Raw genomic sequence first — 15,653 nt, 5'->3', positions numbered from 1 at the left:
TCTACAATAGTAATTACATTATAATAGTTACCGGTAGACAAGTCAAATAAATGGACGGCCGGTTCCGGCGGAAAACAGGGAAATCGAAAAACGAGGCGGGTGAGGGATGAAATCAGATCAGAATAAAAGTATACTGAATAAAGAAATACAGAATAAAGAAACACAGAATATAGAAACACAGAATAAAGATATACGCAGCAAAGCGATACAGAATAAAGCGACACAGAAAACAGCCCGGAATGAACCAAACTGGACTTCTGAAAAAAATAATAAAATAAAAAGAAAAGCAACGTTCCTGGCAAAGAAAAAGGCGATCTGGGTTCTGGCTTTATTTTTGGTTCTGTTCAATGCCGGATTAGCGGCCATTGGGATCAGCATTTGGAATGATTATAAAATGACGGTAATCAGCCAGCAGAAAAACCAGATGCTTCTGACCGCGGAATCCGTGGCCAAGACCATGGAAATTTCCCTGGAGAGAAATGCCGCTGATTTAAAGCAGCTCTGCATGGTGGCGGAAGAGACGTCCAAACATCCGGATATGAAGGGATTTAAGGATCAGATTTTCCAGAGATATATCGATGAACAGGAAAATTTCGTAACGGGCATCATTATCAGCAGAAAGGGAGAAATCACCAGGAACACTCTGGGGATCGAAATCGAGAAGAAATACGCCATTACGGATATGGGAAATGGAATCCAGATGACCCAGTGCAGGGCTGACGACGGGAAAATCTATTTTCTGCTGGGAAAAGAGCTGGAATCCGGCGAGAGGATCAGCCAGGTGATCGATGCGGACAGGTATTTTAATACATTGATTTCCGATATTAAGATCGGAACCAACGGCTATATCATGGTTAAAAATTCAGCGGGAATCATATTGATGCATCCGGTGCCGGAACAGAGAGGGATCGATGCGGTGGGGGACAGGAAGGAGATGTACAATCTCCAGGATTTGAAGAGCCTGGAACACATGCTTCAGAACCAGTATCAGGGAAAGAGCGGGGTTTCCGAGTACATTTCTTATTGGTGGGCTGACAGCAGTCTGCCGAGAGTGAAGAAGATTTCCGCCTATACGCCGGCGAAAATCGGAAGTGATTTTCTGATTATCAGCGCGGTTATGGATTATAATGACATTTATATCCCTATTGCCAACGGGTATATCAGGATTATCGGCCTGCTTCTGGTGATGTTTCTGGCCATTATGGGGGCGGCCGGGTATTTTGTCAGGCTGTTGTTCCAGAGGCAGAAGGATTCAGAAGAGATCGCATACCTGAAGGAACTGAACGGTATTTTGGAACAGACCCAGAGGAGCGAAGAGATAATCGCCCACCAGCAGCGGCTTCAGATCATGGGAACCATGACGGGAGGAATCGCCCATGAATTCAATAATCTTCTTACCCCTATTATGGGATATGCGGATTTGATGCTGGCTGAAATGCCGGAGGACTCCGAGTATTTTGAGGATGTGGCGGAAATTTATGACGCGGCGGTGAAGGCCAAAGAGATCATCCGCCAAATCTCTTCCCTGAGCAGAAAAAATATGGAAACCGCATATAAAGCTATTTCTGTTAAACAGATGATGAAGCGGGCCCTCAAAATGGTTCACTCCGTATGCCCGTCCAATGTGCGGCTGTCAGACGAGACGGACTTTGATTCAGAATGGATTTTAGGCAATGAAACCCAGTTAAACCAGGTGGTGTTAAATATCTGCGTAAATGCCATTCACGCCATCGGTCATGAAGAAGGCCGGATCACAGTGACCGGGAAAATGGTGGAAAGGGCTGAGCTGGCGGATCTGCCTCTGGGCAGCAAAGTCTCCGATATGTGGAAATATTTTGTCAGAATTGATTTTGAGGATACGGGCTGCGGCATGAATCAGGATGTGCTGGAACAGATTTTCGACCCATTTTTTACCACTAAGAAAAATGGAAAGGGCACCGGGTTAGGGCTGGCTCTGGTGGAGCAGATCATCCATTCCCACAAAGGCTATATTTATGCGGAAAGTGAACTGGGGAAGGGGAGCATTTTCCATATCTTCCTTCCGGTCAATGACAATGCGCTGAATGAGACTGAGCAGGATATCCCGGCAGCCCAGAGCCGGAAAAAGATACTGATCGTGGATGATAACGCGAAAGTGCTGAAACTGCTGGAAAAGAATTTTAAAAAGATTAATCTGTCCATGACAGGCGCGGTGAACAGCCGGGAGGCACTGGAGGCGCTGGAAAAAGGGCATTACGACGTGATGGTTATCGATGATTTTCTGGCCGACACCAGCGCCATCGACTTCTGCATGTCCATCCGCATGAAATATCCCTATATCATAAAGCTGGTTATGACCGATAAAATCAGAAAAGAGATCCTGGAGGCCAGGCAAAAAGGAATTATTGAGGGTTATGTGGAAAAACCGGTGTCTGTTGCTTCTATATTAGAGATGCTGAGAACCCTTAATGTATTTTAAGATGAACCTTAATAAATATTAAGATGACCCAAGGGCTGGTTTAAGATTCCCCTGTTATACTTCAATCAAGAAAATAACAAAGGGGAGAGAACAAGAAATGAATGAAACAATGCTTGCGCTTTTAGGGTTTGCAACAATTATTATGATCATCATTTTGTTACTCAAAAATGTCACCGTACCGTCATTGGCATTTATCGGCGTAACGACTGTTACGGGAATTGTGCTGGTTTTAACCGGAACATACAGTATAAAAGAAGTGGGGGACTTCATTGCGTCAGGAGTTAAGGGCGTGCATTCGACTGCATCGCTGTTTATCTTCTCCGTACTGTTCTTCGGCATTATGACCGATGTGGGAATGTTTGACAGAATCATCAATGCGCTGATGAAGCGGGTTGGGAGCAATGTAATTGGAGTTGCGGTCATGACATGCTTAATCGCCATGATTGGACACTTGGACGGCGGCGGAGCTTCCACCTTCCTGATCACAATCCCGGCAATGCTTCCTATTTACAAGAAGTTAAAGATGAAACCTACTACCCTGATGATGATCTGCGTTACAGCCATGGGCGTTATGAACCTGCTTCCATGGGGCGGACCTACCATGAGAACCGCATCCGTTCTGGGCATTGAAGCTAATGCGCTTTGGGTATCTTTGATCCCAATGCAGATTATGGGAATCGTAATTTCTTTTGCAACCGCAGTTTTCTGGGGCATCGCGGAGAAAAAAGCCGGAGCTGGTTTAAACAGCACCCGAGTGGTTGATTATGGCGAAGGCGACGAAGAGAGCCTCAGCGAAGCGCAGAAGAACGAACTGGCAAGACCGAAATTGTTCGCATTCAACGTTATTTTGACATTAGCAATTGTTGTTACATTGATCTTTGTTCCAATGCCTGCGTATTACATTTTCATGATCGGCTGCGTGCTGGCATTACTGATCAATTATCCTGGTTCCAAAATGCAGAAAAAGATTATCAACGCACATGCGGCTCCGGCCCTTATGATGGCGTCCACAATCCTTGCTGCCGGCGTATTCCTGGGTATCCTGGAAGACAGCGGAATTATGGATCAGATGGCAATTGTGCTGGCTTCATTTATTCCTCATTCACTGGGAAGATTCCTGCCAATTATCATCGGCGTGCTTTCCGTACCATGCGCTTTGATCTTCAACACGGATTCTTACTTCTACGGCCTTCTGCCGATCCTGATTGAAGTAGGCAGCCAGTTTGGCGTTGACCCGCTTCAGACAGGTATTGCAATGGTAGTATGTAAAAACTTCGCAACCTTCATCAGCCCGGTTGTACCGGCAACGTTCCTGGGCGTGGGCCTTGCGGGAGTTGAGATTAAGGATCATATTAAGAACTGCTTCTTCTGGATTTGGGGCGTCAGCATTATCTGTTTAATCTTTGGAATTATGGTTGGAATTATTAATATTTAACATCAAATAGGACTGACATCAAGTAGGACTGACATCAAGTGGTTTTAACATTAAGGGTGAAGGCATTTCTGAAAATGCCTTCACCCTTAATGTTAAAACCACTTGATGTTAAAACCGCTTGATGTAAAATCCCCTACGATATTAATCCCTGCGCCTCCCATGTTCAACCCCTATTTTATTTTTTCAGCAGCCGCCACATCGTAGTCCTGCTGATCCCCAGCCGCTTGGCCGCCGCGCTCTGGTTTCCGCCCATTTCTCTCAGAACCATTTGAATCACATCCTGGTTGATCTCGTCCAATGTCTTTTCTATATCAATTCTGCTGTTGAACGGCAGCAGCCCGTCCGTTCCGGAAAATGTCCGTTCTCTGTCTAAAACTTCCTCCACATCAGATGTCTGGATATAAGGTTTGACGGTAATCATAGCCAGTTCCCTCAACACGCGCTTAAACTGGGAATAGTTGGAGGGCCAGCTGTAAGCTTTCAAAAGTTCCAGCGCCCCGTCTTCCAGGCCGATTACCTGTTTGCCCATCTCCATATTCAAGGCGCCCAGATAGAGGCTTATCATGTCCGGCAGGTCGGACAGCCGTTTGCGGAGGGGCAGAAGGGCGAGGCTTAAACAGGACAAGGCTTTGATGTATTCCATGGCCTGAACCGGCATCGAATCGTCCGGTCGGCAGACGCAGGTGAGGAACAGGCGGTTCCTTTTACACAGGTTAGTGTCTTTTACTGCGTTTAAAAGCTGCTTTTGGCGCGCTTCGGATAAAATCCCGATATTTTTTAAAACGATGGTATTATTGCTGTCAGTAAATGGCGAATTGTGATGATTCATTAAAAACTCCCAGCTTTTATCATCACAGGAAGAAAAATCAACGGTTATAACCGGGTTGTTTTTAAGCGGGCTTTGATAGTATAATTCGCGGATCACCTGGTCTTTTCCAGTGCCCTCTTCCCCGAGGATTAAAACGGGCTGGCTGCTTTGGCTCATCTGCTGGATCCTCAGTTTCAATTCATCCCCGATTCCGGTGATGCCGTAAAAACTGCCCAGAAGTTTCTCCTCTTCCTCCCGTTTGTCCGAAATTGAGATTCCCCGTCTCCCTGAAAGCGGCGGAACAACGCTTTCCCGGATATAAAAAACGATATATTTGTTGGGGGCGACATGGAGCGTCTGATTAATGATGGCATAGGAAGAACTGTTTAACGTCCGTATGACTTTTCTGCCCTCCATGGATTTGGCGGCGGGCAGTTCTTTTTTTAACAAATGGAACAGCTTTTCACTGTCCTCCGTGTTCAGGCCGCTTTTTTCAAAAGTAGAAAAATGCAGCCTTCCATTTTCATCAAAAACTGCGGTTATGGTGTCGGAACCCTGAATGACTGCGTTGAGAAAGCCGTTCTGTTCCCTCATGTCCGCATAACTGCGGCTCAGCTTTACGGCCATGTCGAAAGCAGTTTGAATGCTTTCCGCTCCGGATGTGATCAAAATGGCATTGAGCCCCAGCTTCTTTGCGGTTGTGTTGGTGATCATGTCGCAGACCACCATCCGGCATCCCTTTTTCTTCAGGGACTTTAAGACGGCCTGTACATCGTCTCCGCTGTGCAGGGTGATGATATCCATATCGTATTGCAGCAGGTCGCACAGAAGACGGGCGCTGTCGGTGATGGCGGAAAATCCTACAACCGCATACCGGTCCGAATAATTTTCCGCTAATTTCATAGCCCTCAATATATCATAAACAGAGAGGGAAATCTCAATCACCGGTATGGAAGTGGCTTTCCCGATCATTTCCGCTGTCCCTCCTCTGGAAATGATCACATCGTAATTGCTGTTAAAGTTCTGCCTTGCAATTTCAACCCCTTTGTTCAAATCTCCTGTATACACATCCAGTTCCAGATCCTCACGCTCCGCCGCCAGTTTCTGCATGGCAGTTTTCATGCCCTCGTAGGGGGCAATTCCCAACACCCTAATACTTCTGCTATTCATAAATGATCCCCTTTTTATCAGTTGACATGTTGCATTATGAAACTATTTTACTATATCTGTGACAAAAAATAAAGAGATAAATAAAATATGTTGCAAAATAAAACAAATATGCCCTTCCAATCTGTTGAGGGAACCCAGGTTATCTAGTAAAATAATGCCATACAAGGGGGGATGTGAAAAATAATCCGGATAGCTCATTTTTTACATCCAAATTTGTGACGGAGCCACAAATTTGAATCGCAGCCGGGAATCTGAAATTCTCAGCGCGTGCCTGCCCAGCGCAGTGGATGCGCCAAAAATGCTCCGGCATGGAGGATTAACATGGTAAGATTGTTGATTATAGCAGATGATTTTACCGGCGCTCTGGATACCGGGGTGAAGTTTGCAGAAGAAGGGGCTGTCACCAAAGTTGTGGCAGGGACCGGATGGGACTTCAGCCATATGGGAGATGAAGCGCCGGAGGTGCTGGTTGTAAATGCGGAAACCAGGCACCTGACCGCCGGGGAGGCATATCAGGTTGTCTACCGGATAATAAAAAAAGCAAAAGATGCAGGTGTGGAATGTATTTTTAAAAAGACGGATTCCGGTCTGCGGGGGAATATAGGAAGCGAATTAGCGGCAGCTTTGGAGGCGTCGGGAGAACCGGTTCTGCATTTCATACCCGCATTCCCAAAGATGAAAAGGATCACCAAAGACGGAATCCATTATATAGACGGAGTTCCGGTACATAAAAGCGTTTTTGGAAAAGATCCGTTTGAACCTGTGATTAATTCAGATGTGGCGGAGATAATTGGAGAGCAAAGCGACGTTCCTGTGATTCGGGCCGATGCGTATCACATTCCGCAGTCCGCAGAAGCCCCTTCCGTCATATTGTACGACGTGGAAAGGGAAGAGGAACTGGTGATGATAGGAAAGAATCTGGCAGAGCAGAACCGGCTTCGTGTCTTCGCCGGCTGTGCCGGGCTGGCCGCCGTACTTCCTTCCATTTTAAATATGAGAGGGAAAGAATCCCCAGCGCCCCGTCTGAGTGAAAATATTCTGATAATATGCGGAAGTATCAACCCGGTAACGAAGAAACAACTGGATTACGCGCAAAGCCGTGGATTTTCCAGAATACGGATGACACCGGAGCAAAAACTGAAAGAGGGTTATTTAAAATCGCCAGAAGGCGAAGCCGCTATTCAAAGCTGGATCAGGAAATTAAGAGATACCGGACGGTGCATCATCGATACCAACGATCCCAATGAGGACGGTGAAACCGTAAAATACGCGGAGACGGAAAATATGGGAACAGAGGTGATGAGAGAAAAAATTGCCTGGAATCTGGGATATGTATTAAAACGGTTTATGGAATGTGGAGCGGAGTGCACGACAATGGTAACCGGAGGCGATACCCTGATGGGCTTTATGAAGCAGATCCGCGTAGATGAGATCACGCCCATCTGTGAAATGGCTCCCGGAATTGTCCTCTCTTCCTACAAAAAGGGTGGCGGTTCCTACAAAATCATCACGAAATCCGGGGGATTTGGCGGTGAAACCCTGTTGACCGATTTAGCGGAACAGATTGTCCGTAAAAGATAAAAGGAGGATATTATGCTGGCTGACTATAATTTAAAGATGCCCGGCGCCGTTTACAGCGGCGAACATGCCCTGGAGCAGATGACAAAGATACTGAAGGGAAAAGTCAAACGGGCCGCTGTCTTCACAGATCCCGGAATAAAAAAAGCGGGACTTTTGGATCTGCCCCTTTCCTGTATCGCCGAAGCAGGAACGGAGCCTGTCATTATCGACCGGATACCGGCTGAACCTTCCTGCGAACAGGTGCAGGAGGCGGTTAATGAATTTTGGGCATCGGGAGCGGATTTTATCATCGCCGTCGGCGGCGGAAGCGTGATGGACACGGCGAAGCTGGCTTCTGTGCTGGATCAATCGCCTGATGGGGTGAGAAAACTTCTGGATAACCCGGTGGGAGCCCGGAAAATAGTGAAGACCATGATGATCCCCACAACTGCCGGAACCGGTTCAGAGGCCACGCCCAACAGCATTGCAGCCGTGCCGGAAAAGGAATTAAAAGTTGGAATTGTAAATGAAGAAATGATCGCGGACTATGTAATATTGGACGCCCGTATGGTTAAAAGCCTGCCCAGAAAACTGGCGGCTGCCACCGGAGTGGACGCCCTGGCCCATGCCATAGAGTGCTTCACATCAAATAAAGCCAATCCATTCAGTGATTTATTCGCATTGGAAGCGCTGGAACTGATTTTTAACAATATTGAAGCCGCCTGTGATGATCCGGAAAATGACAAGGCTAAAAATGCCATGCAGACTGCCGCATTTTACGCAGGCGCAGCCATCACCGCATCCGGAACCACTGCGGTACACGCCCTGTCTTATCCGTTAGGCGGAAAGTACCACATTCCACACGGAGTATCCAACGCCATGCTGTTAACTCCTGTTATGAAATTCAATGAACCGGCATGCAGGAACCGGCTGGCCCGCGCGTTTGACCGCATAGCGGCATCGGGCCGGGCAGAGAGCGGTTTGAAGACGGAGGAAGAAAAGTCGGCCTGGATCATCAGCCGCCTGGAACACATTGTAAAGCACCTGGATATACCGGTCAGCCTCAAAGAGTACGGAGTGGGAAAAGAGGATTTGGAAGACCTTGTGGCTTCCGGCATGGAAGTAAAACGGCTGCTTAACAACAATATGAGAGAAGTGAAACCAGAAGATGCGAGAGCATTATATCTGCAGATTTTAGAATAGAGGGGGAAATAAATATGACAGAGATTAAAGGAATCATACCACCGATCCTGACACCCATGAATGAGGATGAAAGCATTAACATAGAAGAACTCAAAAACCAGGTTAACCGGCAGATCGAAGCCGGCGTCCACGGATTATTTCCATTTGGAACCAATGGAGAGGGTTATATTCTGGATGCGGAAGAAAAAGAGCTGGTTTTAAAAACCGTTGTGGAAGAAACAGATGGAAGGGTGCCGGTATATGCTGGAACCGGCTGCATCAGCACCAAAGAAACCATCCGCCAGTCGTTGATGGCAAAGAGCGTGGGCGCTGATATCCTGTCCGTCATCACACCGTCATTTGCGGCGGCTTCACAGGAAGAATTATATGTGCATTATAAAACCGTAGCCGAAGCCGTGGACCTGCCCATCGTGCTCTATAACATTCCGGCCAGAACAGGCAATAAACTGGCTCCTGAAACCGTGGCAAGACTTAGTAAAATCCCCAATATCGTCGGAGTGAAGGACAGCAGCGGGGACTTTGACAACATGCTGAAATATTTGGAACTGACAAAAGGAGAAGATTTCATCGTATTATCCGGCAACGATTCCCTGATCCTGCCCTGTCTCAAATCCGGCGGCGTGGGAGGAATTGCGGGATGCGCCAATGTCTATCCTAAGGTCATGGTTTCCATCTATGAAAAATATATGGCAGGAGACTTGGAAGGAGCCGAAAAAGTCCAGGAGAGCATTGCCTCCTTCCGTGCCTGTTTCAAATACGGCAATCCCAATACCATTGTTAAGACGGCAGTAAGCATGCTGGGATATCCGGTTGGAAAATGCCGCGCGCCATTTAACCAGGTGCCGGAAGAGGGAATAGAAGCGCTGAAGCGGGTTTTGGAAGAAAACAAGGAAAAGGGAATGTGCTGATCCTAAGCTAAATGAACATAGAAGGAGCGGTATGAGAATGGAGGTACATATGGACAACAGACCGGTTATCGGGATAACAATGGGAGATCCGGCAGGTATCGGCCCAGAAATTACGGTAAAGGCCCTGGCGGACCCTAAGATATATGAGACATGCAGGCCGGTAGTGATCGGTGATGCGTCAGTAATGGAACAGGCAGCAGCCATAGTCCGAAAAGAAGGGATAACAATCCACCCGGTTCAGGAATTGTCAGAAGCGGTTTATGAATATGGGATTATTGATGTATATGATAAAAAACTTACAGATTTAAAGGGACTGAAACTGGGTGAGGTATCGGCTGTGGCAGGCGAATCCGCGTTCCAGTACGTAAAAGAAGTGATCCGCCTGGCGATGGAAGGCAAAGTGGACGCCACCGTAACCAACGCTCTGAACAAAGAAGCCATAAATCTGGCAGGCCACAACTATTCCGGCCACACGGAAATCTATGCGGATTTTACTGGAACCAAGAAATACACCATGATGCTGGCTCATGAAAATATTCGGGTGGTACACGTTTCCACCCACGTTTCCCTGAGAGAGGCCTGCGACCGGGTGAAAAAAGACCGGGTGCTGGAAGTGATCAGGATTGCAGACCAGGCAGTAAAAGAGCTGGGAATTGAAAATCCTAAAATCGGAGTTTCCGGCTTAAATCCCCACAGCGGGGAAAATGGACTGTTCGGCAGAGAAGAGATTGAGGAAATCATTCCCGCCATAGAAGCGGCAAAGGAAGAAGGAATCTGCGCCGAAGGCCCGGTTCCTCCGGATACTATATTTTCCAAAGCCAGAGGCGGCTGGTATGATATCGTGGTGGCCATGTACCACGACCAGGGCCACATCCCCCTTAAACTGGTGGGATTCGTCTATGACCGGGAAAAAGGTAAATGGGAGGCGGTGGCAGGCGTAAACATCACCCTGGGACTTCCCATCATACGAACTTCCGTGGATCACGGAACCGCATTCGACCAGGCAGGGAAGGGAACTGCTAACGAACTCAGCCTGGTAAATGCAATTGATTACGCGGTGAAGCTTTCAGCGTCTAAGAAAGCAGAAGGGAGGCAGTTATGAAATTCGTGATGACCCAGGCCGTTTGTCCCGAAGGCATGGAACTTCTGAAAGACAAAGCCGAAATCTATGTGGCTGACAACCAAGACCCTAATAATTACCTGGACGAGATGCGGGACGCGGACGCCCTGATTGTCAGAATCGCCAAATGTGACGGAAACGCCATCCAAAATTCACCAAACTTAAAGGTGATCGGCCGCACAGGAGTAGGTTATGACAGCGTGGACGTTAAGACTGCAACGGAGCTGGGCATACCGGTTGTGATCACTCCGGGAGCCAATAACCATTCCGTGGCGGAACATGCTGTAGGCATGATGTTCGCAATCGCGAAAAATTTTGTGGAAGGCCAGCTTGAGACGGCGAAAGGAAATTTCAGCCAGGTCAGAGGAAATAAAAAGGCATTTGAACTTTTGGGAAAGAAAGCCGGATTCATCGGCCTTGGCGCTATCGGCCAGGACGCGGAAAAACTCTGCCGGGCCATCGGCATGAAAACCGCCGGCTATGATCCGTTCCTGACAAAAGAGCAGATTGAAGGAATGGGATGCGAGTATTTTTCCAATTATATGGATCTTCTGAGAAACTGCGATGTGGTATCCGTCCATGTCCCGCTGACAGAAGAAACGAGAGGGATGATCGGGGAAGAACAGCTTAGAATCATGAAGAAAACGGCGATTCTGATTAACTGCGCCCGGGGAGGCATCGTGGATGAATTGGCACTGGCGGACGCTCTGAACCAAGGCATTATAGCCGGGGCGGGGGTGGATGTATTCGAAGAAGAACCGCCCAGTCCGGAAAATCCGCTGTTAACCGCGAAAAACATCCTCTACAGCCCTCACAGCGCCGCCCAGACCAGAGAAGCGGTGATCAATATGGCTAAGATGTGTGTGGAAGGATGCATGGCCGTGTGCCGGGGGGAACGGTGGCCTTATGTAGCGGATAAGACTGTATATGAACATGAGAAGTGGAGAAACAAGTAAAGATAAAATATAAAAAATTGGGGGAATTTACATGATGAAAAAAATGATCAGCATTTTATTGGCAGGAGTTATGGCAGTTGGATTAACAGCGTGTTCAAGCGGAGGGAAAGCCGATTCCGGCACGGCGGCTAAGGGGACAGAGACGAAAACAGAAGCTGCGGCCAAAGGAGAAGCGGCCGCTCAGACAGAGGGTAAATCCGAAGTCAGCTGGCCCGGCAAACAAGTTACGTTATATGTGCCTGCAGCAGCCGGCGGCGGAACTGATATTTTCGCCAGAATTGTTGCAACGTATCTACAGGAAAAAATAGGCGCTACGGTAACCGTGGTCAATCAGGATGCGGGAAGCGGCATGGTAGCTTATGAATCGGTCAGAAAAGCGGAACCGGACGGAAATACGCTTTTGTTCTGGCACACCGGTTTTTATGTGAATTATTATTCGGGGACTTATGATTATAATCCAAATACGGATTTCACTCCGATAGAGATGTTCCAGAGTGGGAATGGCCAGGTTTATGTGGTGAATGGAAAATCCGAGTGGAATGATCTCAATGATTTGGTAGAAGCAGCAAAAGCCAATCCGGGACAGATCACATATGGATGCCAGACCGGCGGTTCCGCCCAGTTGGTAGCCGAAATTTTGATGAAAGCCACGGATACAGAACTCAGATTAGTGGATGCAGCTTCCCAGACCGATAAAATAACCGGGGTTATGGGAGGAAATATTGACCTTTCCGCAATTACGGCGGCATCCGCAAGACAGTATGTAGATAATGGTGATTTGAAGGTGCTTGGTATTGTGGACGCCATACCGGATCCATTGTTTCCGGAGACAAAAACCGGGGTTGAACAGGGCTATGAGAACTTATACTGGACACAAAATCTGTGTATTTACGGACCGGCAGGCATGGATGAAACTGTAGCAAAAGCCATCAACGAAGCAGTTCAGGGATTATCCGAAGATCCTAAGGCAAAAGAGCAGATGGAATCCGCCAACCTTGTGATGACACCATTAAACTATGAAGATTCAATGGCTCAGTTTAAAGATTATGATGAGCTGGTTAAAAATGCATCTGAAGGAGTGGACTGGGGAAAATAGACGGAGGTATTTATGAAGAAAAAAGACAGGCTTGTTGGCTGTATCGTAGTTATACTGGGAATTATAATCAGCTTGGCGGCTCTTCAAATTCCGGATAAGAGCAGCGCTACAGATCCGGGATCCAGACTGTTTCCATTGATTGGGAGTTTTGGAATGATTATTTTTGGAACAGGCATATTCCTGACAGCTAAGGATAAAGAAGATTTTAAACCTGCTGTTAAAAAAGGAGGCTGGGCCCGTCTGGCTAAAATTGTGATTGTTTTTATTCTTTACACCATTGCGCTGAAGCTGATCGGTTTCCTGATATCAACGCCATTTATGATGTATGCGCTGGTAGCATTGTTTTCCTATGAAAAGAAGATTCCTATATGGAAAAATGCATTGTTTTCCATTGCTGTGTCAGGCGTGATCTGGTTTGTATTCGTAAAACTGCTTACGGTCATGCTGCCCACGGGAACATTGTTATAGCAGATCAATGAATTAGAATGCCGCCAGAGCGGCGGCATGGAGGATTAAAATGAATATTGCTGTTACTGTTTTACAAAATCTGTTCAGTCCTGTCTGCCTGATTTTCATGTTTTTGGGAAGTTTAATGGGAATTATTTTTGGGGCGCTGCCTGGGCTCAGCGGGACAATTGGCGTTACGCTTCTCCTTCCGATGACATTCGGCATGTCACCGGAACTGGGGATTGCTTTATTAATCAGTATTTGGATCGGCGGAGTATCAGGCGGATTCATATCAGCCACTCTTCTCGGTATACCTGGTACATCTTCCTGTATCGCAACCTGTTTTGATGCATATCCGCTCAGCAAAAAAGGGCAGACGACAAAGGCGCTGGCGGTGGGAATTACCGCCTCCTTTATCGGCACATTTTTCAGTTGTATTATCGCCATGTTTTTAAGTCCGGTGATATCGAAAATAGCGGTAAAACTGGGGCCTTGGGAGTATTTTTCCCTTTGTTTGTGCGCTATTGTACTGGTAGTGTCCCTGGCAAAGGATAATATCTGGAAAGGTATGGCTGCTGCATCCATCGGTTTTGTGCTTCAATGTGTCGGTGCGGCGCCGATTGATGCGGTTGAGCGGTTTACGTTCGGTGATTATAATCTGTATGGAGGCTTTGACAGCTCCGCAGTTATGCTGGGGGCGTTTGCAGTTTTTCTGGTTGTAAGCAATTATGTCAATAGGGATAACGACTATGTATTAGAAGAAAAAGGGTGTATTAAAGGATTTGGCCTTACCTTAAAAGAATTTAAGGATAACATTGTGAATATGATCCGGTCATTTGCCATCGGTTTGTGGATTGGTTTTCTTCCCGGAATGGGCGCGGGTTTGTCAAACCTGGTAGCATACGGACAGGCAAAGGCTTCGTCAAAGCATCCGGAAGAGTTTGGAAAAGGGACGATAGAAGGGGTATTTGCCACTGAAACCTCTAATAATGCATCCGTAGGCGGCGCGATGATCCCTATGGCGTCCTTAGGCATTCCCGGAGATGCGACCACTGCAGTTTTGCTGGGAGGCCTGACAATTCATGGGCTGGAGCCGGGGCCCCTTTTGTTCCAGAATAAACCGGTATTTGTATATGTCATGTTTGGGGCGGCTATTCTGGCGGCAGTTATGGTATTGGTGATGCAGTTATTTGGAATGAGGCTTTTCCCGAAAATTTTGAAGATTCCATATCACTATTTATACTCGGTTGTACTGGCACTCTGTTTTGTAGGGGCTTTTTCCAGCACCAATACGATTTTTAATGTGGGTATTATGCTTTTCTTTGGTGCGGTTGCATTTTTAATGTCAATAGCCGGGCTTCCCAGCACGCCGTTTATTCTGGCTTTTATCCTGGGCGGAATGATCGAAAAGAATCTGAGAAGGGGATTCAGCTACAGTACAAAGGGGTTCATAACGTTTCTTACCCGTCCTGTTTCGCTTCTGTTTCTGATAATTGCTGTTCTCAGCCTGGTGATACCAGTTATCAAGGATTTGAAGAAAATGAAGGTGCAGAAGGAGGAGTAAATGGGAGCGTTATTAAGCGTAAATATGGCTGATATCTGTGAACGGCCGTGGGAGTATGCCGTAGAGCCTTTCCATATCGCCGGAGGGCTGTATTATGTTGGAAATTCCTGGGTATCGGTTTATCTGATAGACACCGGGGATGGTTTGATACTGATCGATACGGCGATGCCTCAAACCGCATATCTGATATTGGAAGGAATTCGTAAGCTGGGTTTTGATCCCAAAGAAATTAAAATGATTTTGTTGTCCCATGCCCATTATGACCACTGCGGCAGCGCAAAAATGCTGGCGGAATATACCGGTGCTAAAATTTATATGGGAAAAGAAGACCTGTTTTTTCTGACCGAAAGGCCGGAATTGGTGCACGCTGTCCAAAACTGGTTTGTGCCTTTCAAGGTGGATGAATGTTATGAAGAAGGGAAAGCAATTGAACTTGGTTCGGTGAAAATAGAAGCCAAACACTGCCCCGGGCACACGCCGGGGACATACTCCTTCTTTTTTGACATACAGGAGGACGGAAAAACCTACCGGTGCGGCATGCATGGAGGGATCGGGGTAAATACCCTGGTAGATGCATATTTTGAGGAAACCGGCCTTCCGGTTAAGCTGAGAGATGATTTCGAGGAAAATTTATTCAGAATGAGAAGAGAGCGCGTGGATATTCCGTTGGGATCCCATACCAACCACTGTGATATGCTGGGCAAGGCAGCCCGTATAGGGATGGGAACTAATCCTTTTATCGAGCCGGAAGGGTTTGGGAATTTGATAGATGCCAGATATGAAGATTTTCTTCATTACTGCCGCCGGGAGAGAAAAACAAGTTAAATTTATTTATCTGTGTTACATGAAAGTATAAAAAAGGAAATTCAACGGAAAATAATACCGTCGGATTTCCTTTTTCCATCCCGGATTGTATTTTTACCCGCTG

Annotated in this window: 12 protein-coding genes; 11 read left to right on the top strand and 1 reads right to left on the bottom strand. The window is 47.0% G+C overall.

The features are described 5' to 3' along the window. The first annotated feature begins 106 nt into the window (after positions 1-106). Complete coding sequence (locus tag GPL15_RS26975) at positions 107-2,458, top strand: ATP-binding protein (RefSeq protein ID WP_252198655.1); 2,352 nt, start codon at positions 107-109, stop codon at positions 2,456-2,458. Between the two features lie 97 nt (positions 2,459-2,555). Next, complete coding sequence (locus tag GPL15_RS26970) at positions 2,556-3,893, top strand: citrate:proton symporter (protein ID WP_215701765.1); 1,338 nt, start codon at positions 2,556-2,558, stop codon at positions 3,891-3,893. Between the two features lie 175 nt (positions 3,894-4,068). Here GPL15_RS26970 and GPL15_RS26965 read toward each other — a convergent pair whose 3' ends face one another. Next, a complete protein-coding gene (locus GPL15_RS26965; RefSeq protein ID WP_215701764.1) occupies positions 4,069-5,871 on the bottom strand; it encodes a sigma-54-dependent transcriptional regulator in 1,803 nt (600 codons plus the stop codon). 321 nt (positions 5,872-6,192) lie between these two features. On the opposite strand from GPL15_RS26965, the gene GPL15_RS26960 reads away from it, so the two are divergent. The 9 genes from GPL15_RS26960 to GPL15_RS26920 are packed head-to-tail and all read left to right on the top strand — an operon-like array spanning position 6,193 to position 15,550. Beyond that, positions 6,193-7,452, top strand: a complete 1,260-nt coding sequence (locus tag GPL15_RS26960) for a four-carbon acid sugar kinase family protein (protein ID WP_215701763.1) — start codon at positions 6,193-6,195, stop codon at positions 7,450-7,452. A gap of 12 nt (positions 7,453-7,464) precedes the next feature. Continuing rightward, positions 7,465-8,634 carry an iron-containing alcohol dehydrogenase gene (locus GPL15_RS26955; protein ID WP_215701762.1) on the top strand — a complete coding sequence of 390 codons (1,170 nt, stop codon included), beginning with the start codon at positions 7,465-7,467 and terminating at the stop codon, positions 8,632-8,634. Positions 8,635-8,642: 8 nt separating this feature from the next. Beyond that, entirely contained in the window at positions 8,643-9,542 is a 900-nt protein-coding gene (gene dapA / locus GPL15_RS26950; RefSeq protein ID WP_215701784.1) for a 4-hydroxy-tetrahydrodipicolinate synthase, read from the top strand. Between the two features lie 49 nt (positions 9,543-9,591). Beyond that, positions 9,592-10,644: a 4-hydroxythreonine-4-phosphate dehydrogenase PdxA gene (pdxA, locus tag GPL15_RS26945; protein WP_252198653.1), complete on the top strand. Its 1,053-nt coding sequence runs from the start codon at positions 9,592-9,594 to the stop codon at positions 10,642-10,644. After that, on the top strand, positions 10,641-11,618 hold the full coding sequence (locus GPL15_RS26940; protein ID WP_215701761.1) for a hydroxyacid dehydrogenase: 978 nt from the start codon (positions 10,641-10,643) through the stop codon (positions 11,616-11,618). Before pdxA ends, GPL15_RS26940 begins: the two co-directional genes overlap by 4 nt. 31 nt (positions 11,619-11,649) lie before the next feature. After that, the gene (locus tag GPL15_RS26935) at positions 11,650-12,714 is read left to right on the top strand and encodes a tripartite tricarboxylate transporter substrate binding protein (RefSeq protein WP_215701760.1); all 1,065 of its coding nucleotides are present in this window, start codon (positions 11,650-11,652) and stop codon (positions 12,712-12,714) included. A gap of 12 nt (positions 12,715-12,726) precedes the next feature. Continuing rightward, a complete protein-coding gene (locus tag GPL15_RS26930) occupies positions 12,727-13,182 on the top strand; it encodes a tripartite tricarboxylate transporter TctB family protein (RefSeq protein WP_215701759.1) in 456 nt (151 codons plus the stop codon). 49 nt (positions 13,183-13,231) lie between these two features. Next, positions 13,232-14,725, top strand: coding sequence for a tripartite tricarboxylate transporter permease (locus GPL15_RS26925; RefSeq protein ID WP_215701758.1), 1,494 nt, complete (start codon positions 13,232-13,234; stop codon positions 14,723-14,725). Continuing rightward, positions 14,726-15,550: an MBL fold metallo-hydrolase gene (locus GPL15_RS26920; protein WP_215701757.1), complete on the top strand. Its 825-nt coding sequence runs from the start codon at positions 14,726-14,728 to the stop codon at positions 15,548-15,550. It begins immediately after the preceding gene. The last annotated feature ends 103 nt before the right edge of the window (positions 15,551-15,653 follow it).

Source organism: Clostridium sp. MCC353 (genome assembly GCF_018785315.1).
In the GTDB taxonomy this organism is placed as follows: Bacteria; Bacillota; Clostridia; order Lachnospirales; family Lachnospiraceae; genus CHH4-2.
The sequence above is the reverse complement of the archived record's forward strand: the minus strand, read 5'-3'. Positions and strand labels throughout refer to the sequence as shown.

Coding starts and splice junctions, on each gene's coding strand:
- GPL15_RS26975 (WP_252198655.1), top strand. CDS start 107: ATGAAATCAGATCAGAATAAAAGTATACTGAATAAAGAAATACAGAAT.
- GPL15_RS26970 (WP_215701765.1), top strand. CDS start 2,556: ATGAATGAAACAATGCTTGCGCTTTTAGGGTTTGCAACAATTATTATG.
- GPL15_RS26965 (WP_215701764.1), bottom strand. CDS start 5,871: ATGAATAGCAGAAGTATTAGGGTGTTGGGAATTGCCCCCTACGAGGGC.
- GPL15_RS26960 (WP_215701763.1), top strand. CDS start 6,193: ATGGTAAGATTGTTGATTATAGCAGATGATTTTACCGGCGCTCTGGAT.
- GPL15_RS26955 (WP_215701762.1), top strand. CDS start 7,465: ATGCTGGCTGACTATAATTTAAAGATGCCCGGCGCCGTTTACAGCGGC.
- pdxA (WP_252198653.1), top strand. CDS start 9,592: ATGGACAACAGACCGGTTATCGGGATAACAATGGGAGATCCGGCAGGT.
- GPL15_RS26940 (WP_215701761.1), top strand. CDS start 10,641: ATGAAATTCGTGATGACCCAGGCCGTTTGTCCCGAAGGCATGGAACTT.
- GPL15_RS26935 (WP_215701760.1), top strand. CDS start 11,650: ATGATGAAAAAAATGATCAGCATTTTATTGGCAGGAGTTATGGCAGTT.
- GPL15_RS26930 (WP_215701759.1), top strand. CDS start 12,727: ATGAAGAAAAAAGACAGGCTTGTTGGCTGTATCGTAGTTATACTGGGA.
- GPL15_RS26925 (WP_215701758.1), top strand. CDS start 13,232: ATGAATATTGCTGTTACTGTTTTACAAAATCTGTTCAGTCCTGTCTGC.
- GPL15_RS26920 (WP_215701757.1), top strand. CDS start 14,726: ATGGGAGCGTTATTAAGCGTAAATATGGCTGATATCTGTGAACGGCCG.